Origin of the sequence: Archaeoglobus profundus DSM 5631, from assembly GCF_000025285.1 — an archaeon.
Lineage (GTDB): Archaea > Halobacteriota > Archaeoglobi > Archaeoglobales > Archaeoglobaceae > Archaeoglobus_B > Archaeoglobus_B profundus.
Genome location: NC_013741.1, coordinates 545276 through 563914, shown reverse-complemented (window position 1 = coordinate 563914; position 18639 = coordinate 545276). Strand labels below are relative to the sequence as shown.

The 18639-nt window shown below is 42.6% G+C and carries 16 protein-coding genes; 10 read left to right on the top strand and 6 right to left on the bottom strand.

The features are described 5' to 3' along the window. Positions 1–52 precede the first annotated feature (52 nt). Positions 53–796, bottom strand: coding sequence for a hypothetical protein (locus tag ARCPR_RS03315; RefSeq protein WP_012940066.1), 744 nt, complete (start codon positions 794–796; stop codon positions 53–55). 122 nt (positions 797–918) lie between these two features. Here ARCPR_RS03315 and ARCPR_RS03310 point away from each other — a divergent pair, with 122 nt between their 5' ends. Genes ARCPR_RS03310 through larB form a run of 6 tightly spaced genes read left to right on the top strand, consistent with a single transcriptional unit; the run spans position 919 to position 7719 of the window. Then, the gene (locus tag ARCPR_RS03310) at positions 919–1197 is read left to right on the top strand and encodes an ArsR/SmtB family transcription factor (protein WP_012940065.1); all 279 of its coding nucleotides are present in this window, start codon (positions 919–921) and stop codon (positions 1195–1197) included. Positions 1198–1201: 4 nt separating this feature from the next. Next, the gene (gene purE, locus ARCPR_RS03305; RefSeq protein ID WP_012940064.1) at positions 1202–1678 is read left to right on the top strand and encodes a 5-(carboxyamino)imidazole ribonucleotide mutase; all 477 of its coding nucleotides are present in this window, start codon (positions 1202–1204) and stop codon (positions 1676–1678) included. Continuing rightward, positions 1666–2673 (top strand): phosphoribosylaminoimidazolesuccinocarboxamide synthase, encoded by a 1008-nt coding sequence (purC, locus tag ARCPR_RS03300; RefSeq protein ID WP_012940063.1) that lies wholly within the window; start codon positions 1666–1668, stop codon positions 2671–2673. The genes purE and purC overlap by 13 nt, the downstream gene beginning before the upstream one ends. After that, entirely contained in the window at positions 2670–3746 is a 1077-nt protein-coding gene (gene carA, locus ARCPR_RS03295) for a glutamine-hydrolyzing carbamoyl-phosphate synthase small subunit (protein ID WP_012940062.1), read from the top strand. Before purC ends, carA begins: the two co-directional genes overlap by 4 nt. A gap of 9 nt (positions 3747–3755) precedes the next feature. Beyond that, positions 3756–7031, top strand: coding sequence for a carbamoyl-phosphate synthase large subunit (gene carB / locus ARCPR_RS03290; protein WP_012940061.1), 3276 nt, complete (start codon positions 3756–3758; stop codon positions 7029–7031). Beyond that, positions 7015–7719: a nickel pincer cofactor biosynthesis protein LarB gene (gene larB, locus ARCPR_RS03285; protein ID WP_012940060.1), complete on the top strand. Its 705-nt coding sequence runs from the start codon at positions 7015–7017 to the stop codon at positions 7717–7719. The genes carB and larB overlap by 17 nt, the downstream gene beginning before the upstream one ends. On the opposite strand, the gene ARCPR_RS03280 is transcribed toward larB, so the two are convergent. The 3 genes from ARCPR_RS03280 to ARCPR_RS03270 are packed head-to-tail and all read right to left on the bottom strand — an operon-like array spanning position 7682 to position 10857. Further along, positions 7682–7996, bottom strand: a complete 315-nt coding sequence (locus tag ARCPR_RS03280; protein WP_012940059.1) for a hypothetical protein — start codon at positions 7994–7996, stop codon at positions 7682–7684. The genes larB and ARCPR_RS03280 overlap by 38 nt on opposite strands. Before the next feature lie 4 nt (positions 7997–8000). Then, positions 8001–9488: a B12-binding domain-containing radical SAM protein gene (locus ARCPR_RS03275; RefSeq protein ID WP_012940058.1), complete on the bottom strand. Its 1488-nt coding sequence runs from the start codon at positions 9486–9488 to the stop codon at positions 8001–8003. After that, positions 9481–10857 carry a B12-binding domain-containing radical SAM protein gene (locus tag ARCPR_RS03270; protein ID WP_012940057.1) on the bottom strand — a complete coding sequence of 459 codons (1377 nt, stop codon included), beginning with the start codon at positions 10855–10857 and terminating at the stop codon, positions 9481–9483. The genes ARCPR_RS03275 and ARCPR_RS03270 overlap by 8 nt, the downstream gene beginning before the upstream one ends. 125 nt (positions 10858–10982) lie before the next feature. Between ARCPR_RS03270 and lonB the strand changes: the two genes are divergently transcribed. Together lonB and ARCPR_RS03260 are read left to right on the top strand one after the other, a co-directional pair. Next, positions 10983–14234 carry an ATP-dependent protease LonB gene (gene lonB / locus ARCPR_RS03265; RefSeq protein ID WP_012940056.1) on the top strand — a complete coding sequence of 1084 codons (3252 nt, stop codon included), beginning with the start codon at positions 10983–10985 and terminating at the stop codon, positions 14232–14234. Between the two features lie 24 nt (positions 14235–14258). Beyond that, positions 14259–15839 (top strand): ATP-binding protein, encoded by a 1581-nt coding sequence (locus ARCPR_RS03260; protein ID WP_012940055.1) that lies wholly within the window; start codon positions 14259–14261, stop codon positions 15837–15839. On the opposite strand, the gene ARCPR_RS03255 is transcribed toward ARCPR_RS03260, so the two are convergent. Further along, a complete protein-coding gene (locus tag ARCPR_RS03255) occupies positions 15836–16672 on the bottom strand; it encodes a DNA integrity scanning protein DisA nucleotide-binding domain protein (protein WP_012940054.1) in 837 nt (278 codons plus the stop codon). The two genes, ARCPR_RS03260 and ARCPR_RS03255, sit on opposite strands and share 4 nt — an antisense overlap. 32 nt (positions 16673–16704) lie before the next feature. After that, complete coding sequence (locus tag ARCPR_RS03250; protein WP_012940053.1) at positions 16705–17073, bottom strand: hypothetical protein; 369 nt, start codon at positions 17071–17073, stop codon at positions 16705–16707. Between the two features lie 71 nt (positions 17074–17144). On the opposite strand from ARCPR_RS03250, the gene hisC reads away from it, so the two are divergent. After that, the gene (hisC, locus tag ARCPR_RS03245) at positions 17145–18191 is read left to right on the top strand and encodes a histidinol-phosphate transaminase (RefSeq protein WP_012940052.1); all 1047 of its coding nucleotides are present in this window, start codon (positions 17145–17147) and stop codon (positions 18189–18191) included. Beyond that, on the top strand, positions 18188–18637 hold the full coding sequence (locus tag ARCPR_RS03240) for a TIGR00725 family protein (protein ID WP_012940051.1): 450 nt from the start codon (positions 18188–18190) through the stop codon (positions 18635–18637). The genes hisC and ARCPR_RS03240 overlap by 4 nt, the downstream gene beginning before the upstream one ends. Positions 18638–18639: the final 2 nt, after the last annotated feature.

Here is an 18639-nt window from a genome sequence, read left to right as displayed (position 1 = left end):
CCGGATTTGAGTAGAAGGGATGAAATTTGTGGAAACGCAGGATGCGAACTAATCATATCCTGCTGTACCTTTTGAGCGGCGTTAGGTACTTCTTATCCAACTCATATAACAGTTGAATTGCTGATACAATCATAGCGATAGTTGCACACACTGAAAGAGGACAATTGGACTGGGTGGAATGGGCGAACAGTCTGTGAATTCCGTAAAGACCGAAGAGGGCAAGGGCGAAGCATGCTGTTTTCAAAGAAGGTATGACATCTATAGCATCGACTAGTAACATTAAATCCCTACATTTTTTGAGCAAATAACCTCCTAGACCCAGCAAGATTAGTGTGGTGTTGGCGACTAAGGATATTACTATTGTTCGTGCAACCGTTGAAGTTAGATACATTCCTATATGCATATGAAGGTCCTCCAAAGCGAGATGAAAGACTATGAGATATATCAAGAACTCGAATGCTTCCTTGCCTATTCTCAGAGCCCCTACAGACTTCAATGCATAAAGCAACTGAGTCAGTATGACCGCTTCAACGATAAGTAAGAGTAAAGGTCCGTAGAATGAGTGGTATATCGGATTTATGCCACAGAACGCGATTAGGAAACCAGTCACACCTATGTATGCAAAAGTTATGAAAAGTAGAAGTATTGCCGTAGCTAATTTCTTAAGACTAATTATTCTCGCATCTATTTCTTCAGAGCTTAGAGATGAGTGAGCTACGGCAGAAAGTGCAATCGCTACCAAGCCCAGCAAAGCTGGAACAATGTTTGGAACAATGTTAGTTATTGCTAAGCTCATTGTAGAATTGACAATTTTATCCCTTATTAAAGCTTTATTATCTCATTATCTCCTAATGATGACCTATGGGGCTTATCTTCTACCAAAAGTGTTTTAAGCTGCACACTTGCCCAACTTGGCAAATGCCTGATGAGAAACTTGCAAGAGCTCTGAGGGCGAGAGCGAGAAGAAGAATCCTTGAAGAGCTCGTTAAATCTGGTCCGCTTAGTGTCGGCGAAATTGCCGAGAAAGTTGGTATCGCCGAGTACAACGCTTCTAAGCACTTGAAGTTGCTTTGCGATTTGGGTGTTGTAGAGTATACTTACGACCCTCCGAAGAAGATATATTACGTATCCATTCCCGAGATGGAAGAATTGCTCAAAGCTTACAATGCGGTTGCAAGCAAGCTGGCCAAAAGGTGATGAGATGAAAGTTGTGATAATCATGGGTTCGAAGTCAGATATAGGTTATGCGAGCAAGATAGCTAAGAAGCTCAAAGATTTTGGCGTGAACGTCGTTATGAGAGTTGCTTCAGCTCATAAGACACCCCTAAAAGTTCTTAAAATAATAAAAGAGTACGAACATGAGGATGTAGTTTTTGTAACCGTAGCAGGTAGAAGTAACGCCTTGAGCGGATTCGTAGATGCTAATACAACCAAACCAGTTATAGCTGCTCCCCCCTATAGCGATAAATTTGGAGGAGTGGATATATTTTCAAGCATAAGAATGCCCTCCGGCGTTGCACCCATGCTCGTTATGGAGGCTGAAAACGTTGCTTTAGCAGCTGTAAAAATTCTTTCACTCAAATACGATGATCTAAAAAGAAAGATTGCAGAATATCAGGAAAGAAAGAAGATGGAAGTTGAGAATGCAGACAAAGAGGTGATGGAATGGGAAGTGTAAAAGATTTGATCGTTATAGAAGAGCCTAAAGAGGATAAAATGGGCTTTGCAGACTTCGTATTCTCTGATCGCTATTCCGTTTTTGATTATGGAGTCATGCCTGACCTAATAGAGCATAAAGGGGAGTCATTATGTCTCATTTCAGCTTACTTCTTCGAAAAGCTTGAAGATTATGGAATAAAAACCCATTACATCGGTCTGGTTGAGAATGGGAAGGTGAAGAGGTTTGATGAAATTTCCAAGCCAACAAATGTCATGAGGGTGAAACTAGCGAGGGTTGTTAAGCCAGAAAAGAAGAATGGTTACGATTACTCCGTATTTAGAAAGCTTAAAGGCAACTTCCTAATCCCTCTGGAAGTCATCTACAGGAACAGCATTCCCAAAGGTTCTTCACTGCTTAGAAGGATCAAGGAGGGCAAAGTTAAACCAGAAGATTTTGGTTTAAAAGAGATTGTAGAGGGAATGAAACTCGAAAAACCGATAATAGACTTCAGCACGAAGCTTGAAGATGTAGATAGGTATTTAAGCCACGGAGAGGCTAAAGAGATTTCTGGACTAAGCGATGAAGAGTTTGAAAGGTTAAAGGAGATTGCGTTGAAGGTTGATGAAATAATAACTTCCGAGGTTTCGAAAGTTGGGCTTGAGAATGAAGATGGAAAGATAGAATTCGCTCTCGATGAGTTTAGAAATATAATTGTTGTGGATGCAGTTGGAACTCCCGACGAGTGCAGATTTAGTTATGAGGGATTCGATGTCAGCAAAGAACTTTTGAGAGAATACTACAGAAAGACTGAGTGGTATGAGAGGTTGAAAGAGGTTAAAGGCAAACCCAATTGGAGAGATATTGTCGGAGAACCTCCGAAGTTGAGTGAAAATGTAAGAATTCTAGCCTCCAAGCTTTACATGGCTCTGTGTAATGAGATAACTGGGAAAAAGTTCTTCGACGTTCCCAAGCTTGGTGAAGTAGTTAAGGAGATTAAAGAGGTGATAAGATGAAAGCAGCTTTGGCTTTGGAGGATGGAACTTACGTTGAAGGTAAGGCTTTTGGTGCTGAAAGGGATGCCTTAGGTGAGATAATATTCTGCACAAGCATGACCGGTTATGTTGAAGCCTTAACCGATCCTAGTTACAAGGGTCAGATTCTCATGATGACTTATCCACTCATAGGAAATTACGGCGTATGTAGAGAGGATTTTGAAAGTGATGGGGTGAAAGTGGAGGGCTTCGTCGTTAGGGAACTCTGCAAAGAACCGAGCAACTGGAGGAGCGAAATGACAGTAGACGAACTTCTCAAAGAGTACGATGTTCCGGGGATTGAGGGTGTTGATACTAGAATGCTAACGAAGAAAATAAGGATATACGGAACTATGAAAGCGGCTTTGGCTGTTGGGGATGTTGATAAAGAAGAATTGATAGAGAGGGCAAGAGCCCAGCCATCGATAAGCGATATAGATTTGGTCGATAAGGTCTGCGTAAAAGAGCCAAAGAGATTTGAAGCTGAGAAAGGAAGGTTTGAAGTCGTTCTAATAGACTGTGGTGTCAAGAAGAGTATAATCAGACAACTCTTGAAGAGAGGAGTTAACATCACGCTCGTTCCCTACAACTATCCTGCTAAAGATATCCTAGATATGGATCCTGATGGAGTTTTTGTTTCAAATGGGCCAGGTGATCCTGCGAGGGTTAAGGAGACTATTGAAACCGTAAAGAGCTTGATAGGGAAGATACCTATGGCAGGAATATGCTTGGGACATCAGCTTATAGCTCTGGCAATGGGTGCAAAGACTTACAAGCTTAAGTTCGGGCATCACGGAAGCAATCAGCCTGTGAAAGACTTTGAAACTGGTAGGGTTTTCATATCGAGCCAGAATCACAACTTTGCTGTCGATGAGAATACTTTACCAAAGGGCATGAAGGTTACTCAGATAAACTTGAACGATTACACAGTCGAGGGCTTGAGGCATGAGGAGCTACCTCTAATGTCAGTTCAGTACCATCCCGAAGCCGGGCCGGGTCCACACGACACGTACTTCTTCTTCGACGAGTTCGTAAAGATGTTGAAAGAGTTCTGAGGTGTTGAAATGCCGAAGAGGGGGGATATCAAGAAAATAATGGTCATAGGAAGTGGGCCGATAGTAATAGGCCAAGCTGCAGAGTTCGATTATTCAGGTAGTCAGGCCTGCAAGGCTTTGAAAGAGGAAGGTTATGAGGTCGTTTTGGTCAACTCCAATCCAGCTACTATAATGACAGATCCAGATATGGCCGACAGAGTTTACATAGAGCCGTTAACTGCAGATGTTGTTGCAAAGATTATTGAAAGAGAAACTCCAGACGCTTTACTGCCGACACTGGGAGGCCAGACTGCTTTGAACTTGGCTGTTGAACTGGGTGAGATGGGTGTGCTTGATGAGTACGGAGTCGAGCTAATAGGTGCTAAGCTCGATGCTATAAAGAAGGCTGAAGATAGAGAGCTTTTCAAGGAATGCATGCGCAAAATTGGCTTAGATGTGCCTAGAAGTGATATCGCTAGAGATGTTGATGAAGCTTTGGCTATAGCTGAAGAGATCGGCTACCCCGTTGTCGTAAGGCCAGCTTTCACCTTAGGTGGGACTGGTGGAGGTATAGCATATAACAAGAAGGAGCTTAGAGAGATAGTTGAGAAGGGTTTGAAACTTTCATTAATTCATCAGGTGCTAATTGAGGAAGGAGTAATCGGCTGGAAGGAGTACGAGCTTGAGGTAATGAGAGATTTGGCCGATAATGTTGTGATAATCTGCTCAATTGAGAATTTCGATCCTATGGGGATTCACACGGGTGACAGTATAACCGTTGCTCCAGCTCAAACTCTGAGTGATGTCGAATATCAGCAATTGAGAGATGCTGCGATTAAGATAATCAGAGCAATTGGAGTAGAAACAGGAGGTAGTAATATACAGTTCGCAGTCCATCCCGAAAATGGAAGAATAGTTGCAATCGAGATGAATCCAAGAGTTAGTAGATCATCCGCTTTAGCTTCGAAAGCAACTGGATTTCCGATAGCGAAAATTGCTGCAAAGCTTGCTGTTGGTTATACCCTAGATGAAATTCCAAACGACATAACCAAAGAAACTCCTGCGAGCTTCGAGCCTACAATAGATTACGTCGTAGTTAAGATTCCACGCTTTGCATTCGACAAGTTCCCAACTGCTGATTCCACATTGGGCACTCAGATGAAGAGTGTTGGAGAAGTCATGGCTATAGGCAGAACTTTCGAAGAGGCACTACAGAAGGCTATAAGGAGCTTGGAAATTGGAAGATACGGATTGGGTTGCGATGGAAAAGATAAGGATCCAAGCAGAGAGGAGATAATTCAAAAGCTGAGAACACCGAATGCTGATAGGATTTTCTACATCCGCTACGCCTTAAAGAAAGGTTTCACCGTCGATGAAATTTACGAATTAACGAAGATAGACAGGTGGTTTATAAGAAAGATAAAGAACATAGTTGAAATGGAGGAGAAGCTTAAGGAGTGGGCTAAGAAGACCAACTACGACATCGAGAAAGTTCCCTACGAGGTTTTGAGGGAAGCAAAGCGTTTGGGGTTCTCGGATTACCAGCTCGCTTACATATTCAAGACGGACGAAAGGACTGTTAGAAGGGCTAGAAAGAAGAGGGGAATTTCGGCTGTTTTCAAGATGGTCGATACCTGTGCCGCAGAGTTCGAAGCTAAGACACCCTACTACTACTCAACTTATGAGGATGAGAACGATGCTCCACCAACTCCGAGAAAGAAAGTTATGATTCTAGGTAGTGGACCAAACAGGATAGGGCAGGGTATTGAATTCGACTACTGTTGCTGTCATGCGGTCTTTAGCTTGAAAGAAGAGGGTTACGAGACTATCATGGTGAACTGCAACCCAGAAACAGTTTCAACAGACTACGACACCTCTGACAGACTGTACTTCGAGCCCATAACTCATGAGGACGTCATGAACATCTACGACAACGAAAAGCCTGAGGGAGTGATAGTTCAGTTCGGAGGACAAACGCCCTTGAACATAGCCAAAGATTTGGAAGAATCCGGAGCTAAGATTTTGGGGACTTCAGTCGATTCAATAGATTTTGCGGAGGATAGAGAGAGGTTTTCAAAGCTTCTGGAGGAGCTGGGTATACCTCAGCCCGAGCACGGGATTGCGCACAGCGTTGAAGAGGCTAAGGAGGTTGCGAGGAAGATAGGATATCCAGTTCTAGTAAGACCTTCGTACGTTTTAGGTGGAAGAGCTATGGAGATCGTTTACGACGACGAGGAACTTGAGAGATATGTGAGAGAGGCAGTCGAGGTTTCACCTGAAAAGCCGATCTTAATAGACAAGTTCTTGGAAGATGCAGTAGAGGCTGAGGTTGATGCTCTATGCGATGGGGAAGAGGTTGTCATAGGTGGAATTTTGGAGCACATTGAAGAAGCTGGAGTTCACAGCGGTGATTCGGCCTGTGTTATCCCGCCGATTTCCCTACCAAAACACATCATAGATACGATAATCGATTACACTCGCAAAATAGCTTTAGCTTTGAAGGTTGTCGGGCTGATAAATATCCAATTTGCGATAAAGGACAATGTCGTTTACGTGCTTGAAGCAAATCCAAGAGCGAGTAGAACTGTCCCCTTCATAAGCAAAGCTACTGGTCTTCCTTTGGCAAAGATCGCTGCAAAGCTGATGATGGGCAAAAAGTTGAGGGAGCTTGGAATAAAGGAGAGGTTGAACCTCAAGCATGTAGCTGTTAAGGAGGCAGTGTTCCCCTTCCAGAAACTGCCTGGAGTCGATCCAGTTCTTGGTCCAGAGATGAAGTCCACTGGAGAAGTCATGGGAATTGATTACGACTTCGGACTGGCTTACTACAAAGCCCAGCTAGGTGCTGGAATGAGGCTGCCGTTGGAGGGAACTGCTTTCATAAGTGTCAAAGACAAGGACAAGAACGAGAAGATAGTTTGGGTTGCTAAGAAGTTGAAGGAATTGGGGTTCAGGATAATCGCAACGAGAGGAACGGCTGAATACCTCAAAAGGAACGGAGTTGATGTGGAGGTTGTGAATAAGATCAGCGAGGGAAGACCGAACATCCTCGATGAGATAATCAACGGAAACGTCCATCTGATAATAAATACACCCAAAGGAAAGAGGGGTAGAGACGAAGGCTACCTTATAAGGAGAACTGCCGTGGACTACAACATACCATACATAACAACCCTTGCAGGTGCAATCGCTGCGGTAAAGGGTATTGAAGCTGTTAAGAAGAGAAGTATTATGACGATAAAGAGCATTCAAGAGTATCACAAGGAAGTTGAAGAGACTATAGGTGTCGCGGATGATAAAGAAAGTTGACGACTTCGCAAGACTAGATGTATTCAGAGAATTTAGATCTGGAAAGCCTGAGGCTATTTTTGCTCAAAACAAGACTCCAGAGCAGCTTGTTAAGATAGTTGAAGCGTTTTTAGAGTGCAAAGATTCCGTTTTAATCACTAGACTGAACTATGAGCAGATCAAAGCTTTGAGAGAGTGCTTCGATGATGTTTACATCAACGATATTGGAAAGATTGCAGTAATCGGTAAAAAAGCCAAAGATTTGAGAGAAGGTAAAGTTGAAGGGTTAGGAAAAACTGCCGTTTTCACGGCAGGTACTTCTGATAAGCCTGTTGCTGAGGAGGCATGCGTTACAGCCATGTTTCTAGGCTTAGAAGTTTTGAAGTTTTACGATGTCGGAATTGCATGCATATACAGACTGGTTGAGCCTTTAAAGAGAGTTAAGGAGGAGGATGTGGATTCGATAATAGCAATAGCTGGGATGGAGGGCGCTCTTCCTTCAGTTTTGGCTGGACTTGTAGATGTTCCAATTATAGCAGTTCCTACATCTGTTGGTTACGGCGTAAATTTGGGTGGGATTACAACGCTATTTTCAATGCTCCTAAGCTGTCCAGCAGGAGTTGCCGTGGTAAACATAGACAACGGCTTTGGCGCTGGAGTTTTTGCTTACCTCATATCTCGAATTCGAAGACGCAGTAGTCGCTCTTAGGCTGCCTTTCAACTCTTCTAACCTTTGTAACTCCATAGGCCCTTGCAAAGCCTTCAACAAAGCTAAGACAGAATTTATCACAGTAAAAACCAAAGTACTTGTGAATGGGGCACTTACTCTTTGTGATGAGTTTATCTTCGGTGATTTTTGCTGAAAATTCGAAATCCTGAAACTCTTTGAGCTCATTAAAGAACTTCTCAAAACCCTTTTTTAGACCACTCAATCCATCTTCGACCTTCACAAGCTTTCCAAGAAAGTATCCTACCTTTTCAATCATGCTATCACCTCTCAATTAAACTCCTCACTACAACTTTAAGCTCTTTTCTTCTTTTCTCCCAACTCCTCTTTATCCACCTCGAAAAAGCCCAGTAGCCGAGTTTAATCGGAATGTTCTTGTATCCTCCAAAGTATTTCTTAAACAGCTTGTCCACCCAATGAACGTCGTGATCCATGCAAACCGCCATAAGCTCGTAATGATACTCTTTGAGATTTTCCTTCGTAAACGATCTCTCCTTTCTCAAAGCGCAGACTTCCATAGGTATGAATATTAGGGGAACTATTAGAGAACAGTAATCTCTAAGTCTTTCGACGAGTTCTATGGTTTTTACGACATCCTCCTCCCTCTCATCCGGCAAACCGATTATTAGCGTTGCAGCTGGAACCCAATTGTTCTCGTGCATTATGGCGAAAGCTTCCTCGACCACATCGCACCACTCGCTCGGATGAAAAGGTAGGCACTTCCCGCGCATGTACTTCTCCATAAGTCTCGTGCTTCCAGTCTCCACACCGGTCTGAACTCCGAACATGTTTATCCTTTCTCCCATACCTACGATTTCGTTTATGCCCTCTACGATGGATGGTTTGGAAACTACTGCAGCTAAGGAGCAGTGACTGACGCCTATGTAACCCGTAACTTCGCTGACCGCTTTAAAAAGCTTTAAAACCTTCTCTTCGTTCGGTATGAACTTCGGGTCTTTACATCCGTAAAGCAAAACGTCTTCAGCATGTAAAATTACACTCCTAGTTTCTCTAACGCAAACCTTAGCCTCCTCAACGACCTTCTGTATAGGTATATCCCTCTTAAGCTTTAAGGTTTCACTGCAGAACTTGCAACCCCTTCCGCAACCCCTCGAAATCTCGATTAAACCGTTTATAGACGGTCTCTTTATCGTCGGTATGTCCTCAACTCTTGCGGGCTTACCCCTTACAATTTTCGGCAATTCCTCTCCTCTCAAAGCCTTCCTGAATACCTCCGCAACTACATATTCGCCTTCTCCAATTATTATGCAGTCCACCTTACTCTTCCAATACTCGTCCCACTCAAACTGCCAAGCTCCCGCCCCGCCGATTATAACCTTTATTCTGTCCCTGTAAGGTTCGAGAGTTTTCATCAGGTTGACGAACTCTATACGGGTTGAAGGATCACCACCGAGTATCGATGAAAAGGTAACGCTAACGGGACCGAATCCGAGGGGATCCATTACAGAAATCCCAACAACCTTCGCTTTTTCCAAATACTTTTCGATGTCGTAGGGATGGACTGTTACTACGTCGAAACCTTCATTCAATAACAATGCCTCGACCTTCCTCAAACCGTAAGGTGCCTGAGTTACTTCACCGTTCTTACACTTTATCTTAGGATAGAAGAACATTTTTACGAACCAAGATGGAACTACTGTTGGAGGAGAACACGTCCCAAATCCCATGAATTCCTTGCCGTGATGATTACTCATTTCGGTTGCCGGAGCCGTTAAAATTATCTCACCCATTCTCACCACCCCTCCTAAATAGCAACCTCTTAACAATTTCAAACGCAATTTTTATGTTTTTATTTTTAATTTCCTTCCAAATAAATTTTGGTCTCAGATAGAAACGCATGTAGCAGTATCTCAAGAACCTTGAAATTTCTTTAGGAGTTAGATAGAAGTTTTTCAGGACTGGTTTACCGCACGTGTATTCGTCGAAGTTTTCTGTAAGAAGCCAACCCTTCTCCTTAGCCTCCTTGTATATCTCTGTTCCGGGATAGGGTGTGAGAATCGAATACTGGGCGTAGTCCGGATTTAGCTTTATCGAGAACTTAAGGGTTTTCATCATATCTTCCCTTGTTTCCATCGGAGCTCCGATAATGAACGAGCAAACCGTAAGAATACCATGTTCCTTCGTCTTCTTTACCGCATCCTTCACCTGCTCAAGACTAATCCTCTTGCGATAGTACTCGTTCAATATCTTCTGATTTGCTGATTCAACTCCGTAATATATGCAGTTGCATCCGGCACTCTTCATCTTTTTAATAGTTTCACCATCTATCGTATCGACCCTCGAAGAACAGCTCCATTCGACATCGAGACCCCTTCTCTTAATCTCCTCGCATATCTTTAAGACCCTCTTCTTGTTTAGAGTAAAAGTGTCGTCTCCAAACCCAACATACCTCGCTCCAAATTTATCCTGAAGCCATTCGATTTCATCTACAACGTTTTCCGCACTTCTTGCCCTGAAACGCCTTCCCATGAAGAGAGAAGATGCGCAGTATCTGCATCCGAACGGACAACCCCTCGAGGACATCATCGGAAAGTGTTCAAGCTTTTGACCGAGTACCGAATACTTTTCGAGTGGTAACAGATCGTAGGCCGGGAAAGGTAGTTCGTCCAAATTTTGTATGAACTCCCTCTTACCGTTATCTATTATTCTGCCGTTTTCCTTGTAAATTAAACCCCTAACTCCCTCCAAACTTTTTTCCTTGTCCAACCTTTCGACAGCTTCAAGCAGTGTGTACTCTCCCTCACCAATACAAACCGCGTCAACGTATTCATGCTTCAGAGCGGAGTAGGGCATGAAAGAAACGTGAATTCCTCCCAAGATAACGAAAACATTTTCGAGTGCAGATTTAATTTTCTTAGCGTATTTTAAGGCAGTATTAAATGTCGGAGTAGTTGTAGTTATTCCCACAACAGCGCTGTTCTTAATTTTCTTTACCAACTCATTCAAACTCAGCTTTTCAACTACGTTATCCACGATTCTAACTTTATAACTGTTTTCTCTCAGCACCGAGGCAAGATAGGCTAAACCTATTGGTGGTGTTTTGAAATCGATCTTGGATATAGTCTCAGTATTTGACAGGGGATTTACGAGCGTTATCATGGATATCCCTAATTTATATCTTAATGTATTAACAACCTTAAACCTTTTGGTTTATAATTGGATCATTTTTATTTAAACACCTGTTTGACACAACGTATTTAAGTTAGGTAATATTTGAAGGGTTTGTGGAACTCAGCGAAAAGGAGATTGACGAACTCGTCGGAGGGTTGAAGTTCAACACCACCGCGGATATAGAGGTACCTAAGAGGTTAATCGATCAAGTTATTGGGCAGGATCATGCGGTTGAAGCTATCAAGAAGGCTGCTGTCCAAAAGAGGCATGTAATGCTCATAGGCTCTCCCGGAACTGGCAAGTCCATGCTCGCGAAAGCTATGGCTGAACTCTTGCCGAAGGAAGAGCTTGAAGACATCTTGGTATTTCCCAATCCAAAGGATCCAAATCAGCCCTTAATAAGAACTGTCCCAGCAGGAGAAGGAAGGAAAATCGTTGAAAGGTACAAGGAAGAGGCTATGAAGAAAGCTCAGGCAAGGAACATGCTACTGTTTATGCTAATTTTCATGCTCCTCGGATACGTCATACTTGTCAGACCTCAGGATTTCATATGGGGTGTGATTGCTGCGATCCTGCTCCTGATGTTCTCTCGATACGTAATGCCGAGAGAGGAAAAGAACATACCTAAGCTGTTGGTTGACAACGCGGACAAAGAGACCGCCCCATTTGAGGATGCAACTGGAGCACATGCAGGAGCTTTGTTTGGAGACGTTAGGCACGATCCATTCCAGTCATTTGATAAAAACAATTTGATTATAGTAAGTGAAGGAAATGATCAGAAGGTCGTTAAAATAGGAGACTTTGTCAACTATATCATCGAAAAGCACAGCGATAGAGTTGAAGAAAGAGTTTTAGAAGATGGCGTGAAGTATATAGCAGTTGACTTAAGAGACTTTAACTATTACACAGCCACACTTGAAAACGGTGAGCTAAAGAGAACAAAAATCCTGAGTGTGAACAAGAGGATCGGTGAATTCAAGGTAATACCCGTTAAACACAACGGTAAACTTGTAATTCTGACACCCGAGCATAAGGTTTACACGGATAAAGGGCTGATCGAGGCCAGAAATTACAAGGATCAACGAATTCCCAGTTTCAAATACACAATTCTGACAGAGGAGGATATAGTAAGGACGTATGGCAGTAAAGAGCTTGAGAAGTTTAGGAGATACCAAGAGTGGCTGAAGTTCAGGGCAAGGAATCCAAACGTAGGATACAAGAGGGCATCCAAGCTACTAAACTTTAAGGCGAGTACTTTGAGATGGTGGTATGCTGGAATGAAACCAATAAGTGTAAAGACAGTTGAAGAGCTTAAACATCTTGGATTGGTTCCACTAAAATCGAATGATCCGAGATTACCTATCATCGCAAGGATCTTTGGATACGCTCTCGGGGATGGTAACATAGATAGAAATCTAAACACATTTGCAATAGTATCATCAAAGCCAGAAGTTCTTAGGAAAATTGCTGAAGATTTGAGGGAAATCTTTGGAGACTTCGCATATGAGATAAGAAAGAACGATAGCTCAATAGGTAACAGCTACATCCTTAGAACTACCGATCGTAAGATAATAAGATTCTTCGTAGCTCTTGGATTTCCAATCGGAAAGAAGACTGAACAGAAGTTGAGAGTACCCGAATTCGTCTTGACTTCCGAAAAGACTATCGTGGAATTTCTGAGGGGACTATTTGATGCAGATGGTAGTGTGTTTAGCTATGGGAACAAAAGATACTTAGAGGGAACATTAACGATAAGTGTTACAGTCGAGAACGATCCCGATTTAGTAAAGAACAGAAGAGAATTTCTGGAGGATATCAAACTGATGTTTGGCCTCTTCGGTATTAAGTTGAATGCTATTAGCGAAAAGAGAACAGAAAGAGGTAAGGTGATACTTAGGTTGCTCATAAGTCACGAACCGAAAAATGTTCAAAAGTTTATCGAAATTTTCAGACCAGTGTATAACTCCGATAAATCCGAAAAGCTTGTAGCTGGTTTGAACTACATACAGTCCATTAGAAATAACTTTAGAGAAGTTAATGTTACACTCAAAGTCAAGGAGACTTACAACATAACGACGGAAACTGGCAACCTATTGGCTAACGGACTCCTTGTTAAGAACTCGGGTGGTTTGGAAACTCCGGCACACGAGAGAGTTGAGGCTGGAGCAATTCACAGAGCGCATAAAGGTGTCTTGTACATCGACGAGATAAACACACTAACAATCGAATCCCAACAGAAGCTCTTAACTGCTATGCAGGAGAAGAAGTTCCCCATAACCGGTCAAAGTGAGCGCTCAAGCGGAGCGATGGTTAGAACTGAACCTGTTCCCTGTGACTTCATCTTGGTTGCTGCAGGAAACATGGATGCTTTGATGGGAATGCATCCAGCTTTGAGGAGCAGAATTGAGGGTTACGGTTACGAGGTATATATGAACGATGCCATGCCAGATACACCAGAAAACAGAAGAAAGCTCGTAAGGTTCGTAGCTCAGGAAGTGATTAGAGATGGTAAGATACCACACTTTACAAGGGAGGCAGTTGCCGAGATAATCAGAGAAGCTAGAAGGAGAGCGGGAAGGAGAGGACATCTGACCTTAAGGCTTAGAGAACTTGGAGGTTTGGTTAGAACTGCTGGAGACATAGCCAAGAGTGAAGGCAGCGATGTTGTAAAGCTTGAGCATGTTCTTAAAGCCAAGCAGATTGCGAAGACTATAGAGGAGCAGTACGCTGACGAATACATTGAAAGGAGAAAAGATTACAAGCTGTTTAAAACTGAAGGCAGCGAGGTAGGAAGGGTGAACGGATTGGCTGTTATAGGGCATTCTGCTGGAATAGTCCTACCTATAATAGCTGAAGTTACTCCAGCGATGAGCAAGGAGGAGGGGAGAGTTATTGCTACCGGTAGATTGCAGGAGATTGCACAGGAGGCCGTAATGAACGTTTCGGCAATAATCAAGAAGTACACAGGTAGAGACATTTCAAACTACGACATTCACATACAGTTCGTCGGAACTTACGAGGGTGTTGAGGGTGATTCAGCAAGTATAAGCGTTGCCACAGCGGTAATTTCTGCTCTTGAAAACATCCCGGTTGATCAGAGTGTAGCAATGACTGGTAGCTTGAGCGTTAGAGGAGATGTATTACCAGTTGGAGGAGTTACGCGGAAGATAGAGGCAGCAATTCAGGCTGGATTGAAGAAGGTCATAATTCCGAAAGACAACGTCGATGACGTCCTTTTAGATGCTGAGCACAAGGGTAGGATTGAGATAATACCCGTTTCACGTATAGAAGAAGTTTTAGAGCATGCTCTCGTAGACTGTGAAAAGAAGAGAAAGTTAATCGAGAAACTGAGAGCAAAACATTAATAGACTCGAAATCAACGGTATTCGATGATTGGATTGGTGTTCGGTAGAGCTACAACTAACCACTTTAATTTCGCAGTAAATCCCAGCAATATACCCAAGTTTGGTGAGTTTGTCGTTACTGAGAATAGGGATGGAGAAATAGTTTTGGGTGTCGTTAAAGAAATTTCCAACCTGAACAAGCTCATCGAAGATGACCACTTCTCATTCGAATACCTCCTTAAGCATGTAGGATTTTCAAAAACTCTGATAGAAATGAACGATATAGTAGTAGCGACTGCGAGAGTCTTGGGAGTGGTTGAAAATGGAGATATAAGACCTAACAGAGTTCCCGTAAAACCAAGTTCCGAGGTTAGGCTTGCAGAAGACGAACTTTTGAAGGAAATCTTTAGATGCGACGAAAACTCGATAGTTGTTGGAAATTTGCTTGCTAGGGAGAGTGTTGAAGTCGGATTGAACGTTAAAGAACTCGTTCTGAGGCATTTTGCAATCCTGTCCGTGACGGGTGGAGGCAAATCTAACACAGCCTGCGTCATAATGGATCAGATTGTTCGGAAGTTCAACGGAACAGTAGTTTTGATAGATCCCCATGGAGAGTACGTGCACTTCACATTCTCGGACGGAAGCTGTAAAAAGAGAAGGGTTTTACCAGTCGGAATAAGACCTGAAACGCTCGAACCTTGGGAATTCGCCTCTCTATTAGGAGTTAGCAGAGATGCAAATGTTCAGAGGTTGCATCTGGAAAGAATGTTTACGACGGCCAAGTACGAGGGTTACAGTGGAAGAGACTTTGTTGAGAGAGTTTTGGAGCTAGCAGAGAACTGGATAGAAGTTGCTGAAGAAAACGGTGAAGTTGAATTCGCAGATTATAAGGGAAGGAGAAAGGTCGCAAGGCTGACAAGGCAGAGAGACCTCGATTCCCTTTTAAGGGTTAGAGACTACATAATAAGATTTCAAAGCAATTACGAAGACTTGCTGACAAATGAAGACACCTTAGCTAACATGAGAACAGGTTACCTCAACGTGGTGAACTTGAGCGGTTTTGATGAGAATCAGATGCGAATAATCGTCGCTTACCTTCTCAGAAACATACTCAAGGGTAGGATAAGGTACATCAGAGGTTACACAGAATTTAAAAGGAACTGTCCGATAATCGAAGCTCCAGTTCTGATAATTATCGAGGAGGGACACATATTCGCCCCGAAAAATGATGACAGTGAAGTTGTGAGATGGCTTTCGAGAATTGCGAGAGAGGGAAGGAAGTTTGGAGTTGGAATTGGTATAATATCTCAAAGGCCGAAGAAAATCAATGATGACATCTTAAGCCAGTGCAATACCAAGATAATATTGAGGATAGTCGAACCCAATGATCAGAGGTATGTACAGCAGGCAAGTGAGCAGATAAGCGAGGATCTTCTGAACGATATAGCATCCTTAGGGAAGGGAGAAGCTGTTATAGTTGGATCTGCCGTAAAATTGCCGGTTGCTGTAAAGATAAGGAAGTACCCGGACGGATACTACGGTGGAGGAGACATAGATGTAGTTGAAGAGTGGAGGAAAGTCGGCGAGAAGTCTGAAGTCTTTAAAGACTTGGATCTAATCGTTTAGATTATAGTAGAATCTATGACAAGTATCTCCTCTCCATCCTTATAAACTCTGATGTCGCCACTTTCAGATACAACAACAGCTATCGCCTCAGTTTCCCTCGTTATCGCCGCACATGCCAGATGTCTTGCACCAAAACCTTTTGCAATCTTCAAATCTTTAACTGAAACTTCCAAATATCTACCGGCGGAAACTATTATACCATCTTCATCCAAAACGAAAACACCATCGAGCTGAGCAAACTCCATAACGCTCTCCCAGTTTGCAGGGTTCTTTATATCCTTCTCCTCGATACTGTGGCATTCATAGGGGTTTATGACCAGCTGTCTAGACCTCTTCAGGACTTCCTCAACATCACCTATTACAAATCCAGTTCCTATCCTCTTACCCTCTCTACCCTTTTGAGCTATGTTTATCGCAACTGTGAGAACAGCTTTCAGTACATTTGGGTTAACTCTTTCCGCACATTCGTTCAAAACTTTCTGCAACCTACTCCTCTCAAGATCTATAACCATCAACCCTTTCAGTATATCAAGATCGAGAACGCCTACTACTCCTCCTTTCAGTTCGATACCCCTAAGATACATCTGAAGAGGAGTTATTTCGCTTACCTGAAGAAAAGCCAGAGCTCTTTCGAATACGTCCTTACCACTCAACTCTTCCTCAGCTATGGTATAGAACATACTTTCAAGCATAGTAACGAATCTTTTTGGAGCTACAAATATTGAAAATTCGTCATCCTCAAAATCGAAATCGCTCTTCGTGATTAGAACTATCTTGTCAGTGTTTATCTTCCTAGCGAGTTCCTTGGCCAACTTCACTAAGGTATTCAGCATTAGAAAGGATTTGATGTGAGAGGTTTTAAATCTTATTCAAAGATGTAGGCTTGTGGTATCTCATCAGATGTTATGTTGAACGAGAACACCTTTGAAAGAACGATTGTCATGTTAACGGGATGAGCGAGTTTTACTCCTTCGAAGAACCTATAATCTCCGAAATCTTGAGTTCTAAATTTGACAATTGCGGTGTGAAAATCAAGTTTCTCTATCGTATAATCACTTGATTCGAAAATGGAAAGTACATCATCCTTTATCTTATCGGTTCCAAAGAGGTATGCACCGAATCCCTCCGCTCCATCCAAGTCGTAATTGATTACGACCTTAACATCCCCATCGTAGTGAACGTACATCGAAGTAATCACTACGAACGTCACTGCGATCACTGCCAAGTCTTTCATGAAGCGAAGTTTTTTATCTGCGCATTAAAACGTTTTCGAAACGATTAAATCGATTTGCAAAATTTTTCAGTATGGTTAGGCCTGTAATCGAGCTAATAAACAGATACGATGCTGGTAAGTTTCCAAAAGGTGAGAGTTACATAATCCTCTCATCAAACGAAAACCCCTATCCCCCAGCTGAGGACGTTCTGAAAGCCATCGAAAGATCGATTAAAAAAGTGACAAATAGGTATCCCGATCCCGAATATCCCGAGCTGAAGAGGGCTATAGCAGAATATCTCGAGGTTGATGTCAATGAAATATTCTTGGGAAACGGAATAAGCGATTGCATATACAACATCTGTAACGCACTGTTAGATACTCTCGATAAGGTTACGATACCTATGCCAAGCTACACGATGTACGCAATGTATTCGATTGTTAGAGATGCAAGCATAAACTACAGAATTTATCCATATTACAAAATTGATATAGAAGATTTTATAGAAAGTGTGAGAAATTCAAAGCTAGTATTTCTATGCTCTCCCAACAATCCTACTGGGAATGCAATTCCGATTAAAAGAATTAAGGAGATTGTTGAAAGTGTTAGGGGTTATGTGGCGCTGGATGAAGCTTATGTTGAATTCTCCGATGCTTCTGCAATCAAGCTGACAGATACTTACGAAAACTTGATAGTAATGAGGACATTTTCGAAGTTCTTCGGTTTGGCGGGATTAAGGATAGGTTACGGAATCTGTAAGGATGAAAGAGTTGTTTCGGCTTTGGAAAAGATAAGGTTGCCGTTCTGCATAAACTACATCGGTGCCATTGCTGGCGTCGAAGCGATAAAATGCTTGGATTATTATAAAAAGATTAGAGATATAATCGTTAAAGAGAGGGAAAGAGTTTACAGGGAGCTTTCAAAATTCGAAGAAATAGAGGTTTTTCCATCAAAAGCAAACTTCTTACTCGTTAAATCCGAGAATCTGAGATTAGCTGAGAAGCTTGAGAAAAGAAAAATTCTTGTAAGAGACGTTACGGGATTAATGGGATTATCTGGTGAGCACGTTAGAATTACCATAGGAAAGCCGGAAGAAAACAATGCCCTTTTAAATGCTCTCGAAGAAATTCTATCATGATACAGGTTGCTGTGGTTGGAAGTGAGAGGTGTGATGAAAGACACTATCGAATAGCCTATGAGGTCGGAAGACTATTGGCTGAGAGGGGTTGTGTAGTTGTAAACGGGGGATTGGGAGGAATCATGGAAGCTTCTGCTGCTGGAGCCAAGCTCAAGGGAGGTTTAACTGTTGGGATAATTCCAAGTGATAGGAAGGAGGATGCGAACCAGTACATCGACATAGTCATAGTGACGGACATGGGTCATGCTAGAAACGTTATAATAGCTCAGAGTTGCGATGCAATGATCGCTATAGGAGGAGGCTACGGAACTATTTCTGAGATGGCTATAGCGCTAAAATTGGGTAAGAAGGTCGTTGCTATTGAGCCTGAGGTTGTTTTACCCGGTTTAGAGATTGCCGAATCTCCTGAAGAAGCTGTTGATAAGGCTTTGGAAGGTCTAGCTTGAGC

Coding starts and splice junctions, on each gene's coding strand:
- ARCPR_RS03315 (WP_012940066.1), bottom strand. CDS start 796: ATGAGCTTAGCAATAACTAACATTGTTCCAAACATTGTTCCAGCTTTG.
- ARCPR_RS03310 (WP_012940065.1), top strand. CDS start 919: ATGCCTGATGAGAAACTTGCAAGAGCTCTGAGGGCGAGAGCGAGAAGA.
- purE (WP_012940064.1), top strand. CDS start 1,202: ATGAAAGTTGTGATAATCATGGGTTCGAAGTCAGATATAGGTTATGCG.
- purC (WP_012940063.1), top strand. CDS start 1,666: ATGGGAAGTGTAAAAGATTTGATCGTTATAGAAGAGCCTAAAGAGGAT.
- carA (WP_012940062.1), top strand. CDS start 2,670: ATGAAAGCAGCTTTGGCTTTGGAGGATGGAACTTACGTTGAAGGTAAG.
- carB (WP_012940061.1), top strand. CDS start 3,756: ATGCCGAAGAGGGGGGATATCAAGAAAATAATGGTCATAGGAAGTGGG.
- larB (WP_012940060.1), top strand. CDS start 7,015: ATGATAAAGAAAGTTGACGACTTCGCAAGACTAGATGTATTCAGAGAA.
- ARCPR_RS03280 (WP_012940059.1), bottom strand. CDS start 7,996: ATGATTGAAAAGGTAGGATACTTTCTTGGAAAGCTTGTGAAGGTCGAA.
- ARCPR_RS03275 (WP_012940058.1), bottom strand. CDS start 9,488: ATGGGTGAGATAATTTTAACGGCTCCGGCAACCGAAATGAGTAATCAT.
- ARCPR_RS03270 (WP_012940057.1), bottom strand. CDS start 10,857: ATGATAACGCTCGTAAATCCCCTGTCAAATACTGAGACTATATCCAAG.
- ARCPR_RS03260 (WP_012940055.1), top strand. CDS start 14,259: ATGATTGGATTGGTGTTCGGTAGAGCTACAACTAACCACTTTAATTTC.
- ARCPR_RS03255 (WP_012940054.1), bottom strand. CDS start 16,672: ATGCTGAATACCTTAGTGAAGTTGGCCAAGGAACTCGCTAGGAAGATA.
- ARCPR_RS03250 (WP_012940053.1), bottom strand. CDS start 17,073: ATGAAAGACTTGGCAGTGATCGCAGTGACGTTCGTAGTGATTACTTCG.
- hisC (WP_012940052.1), top strand. CDS start 17,145: ATGGTTAGGCCTGTAATCGAGCTAATAAACAGATACGATGCTGGTAAG.
- ARCPR_RS03240 (WP_012940051.1), top strand. CDS start 18,188: ATGATACAGGTTGCTGTGGTTGGAAGTGAGAGGTGTGATGAAAGACAC.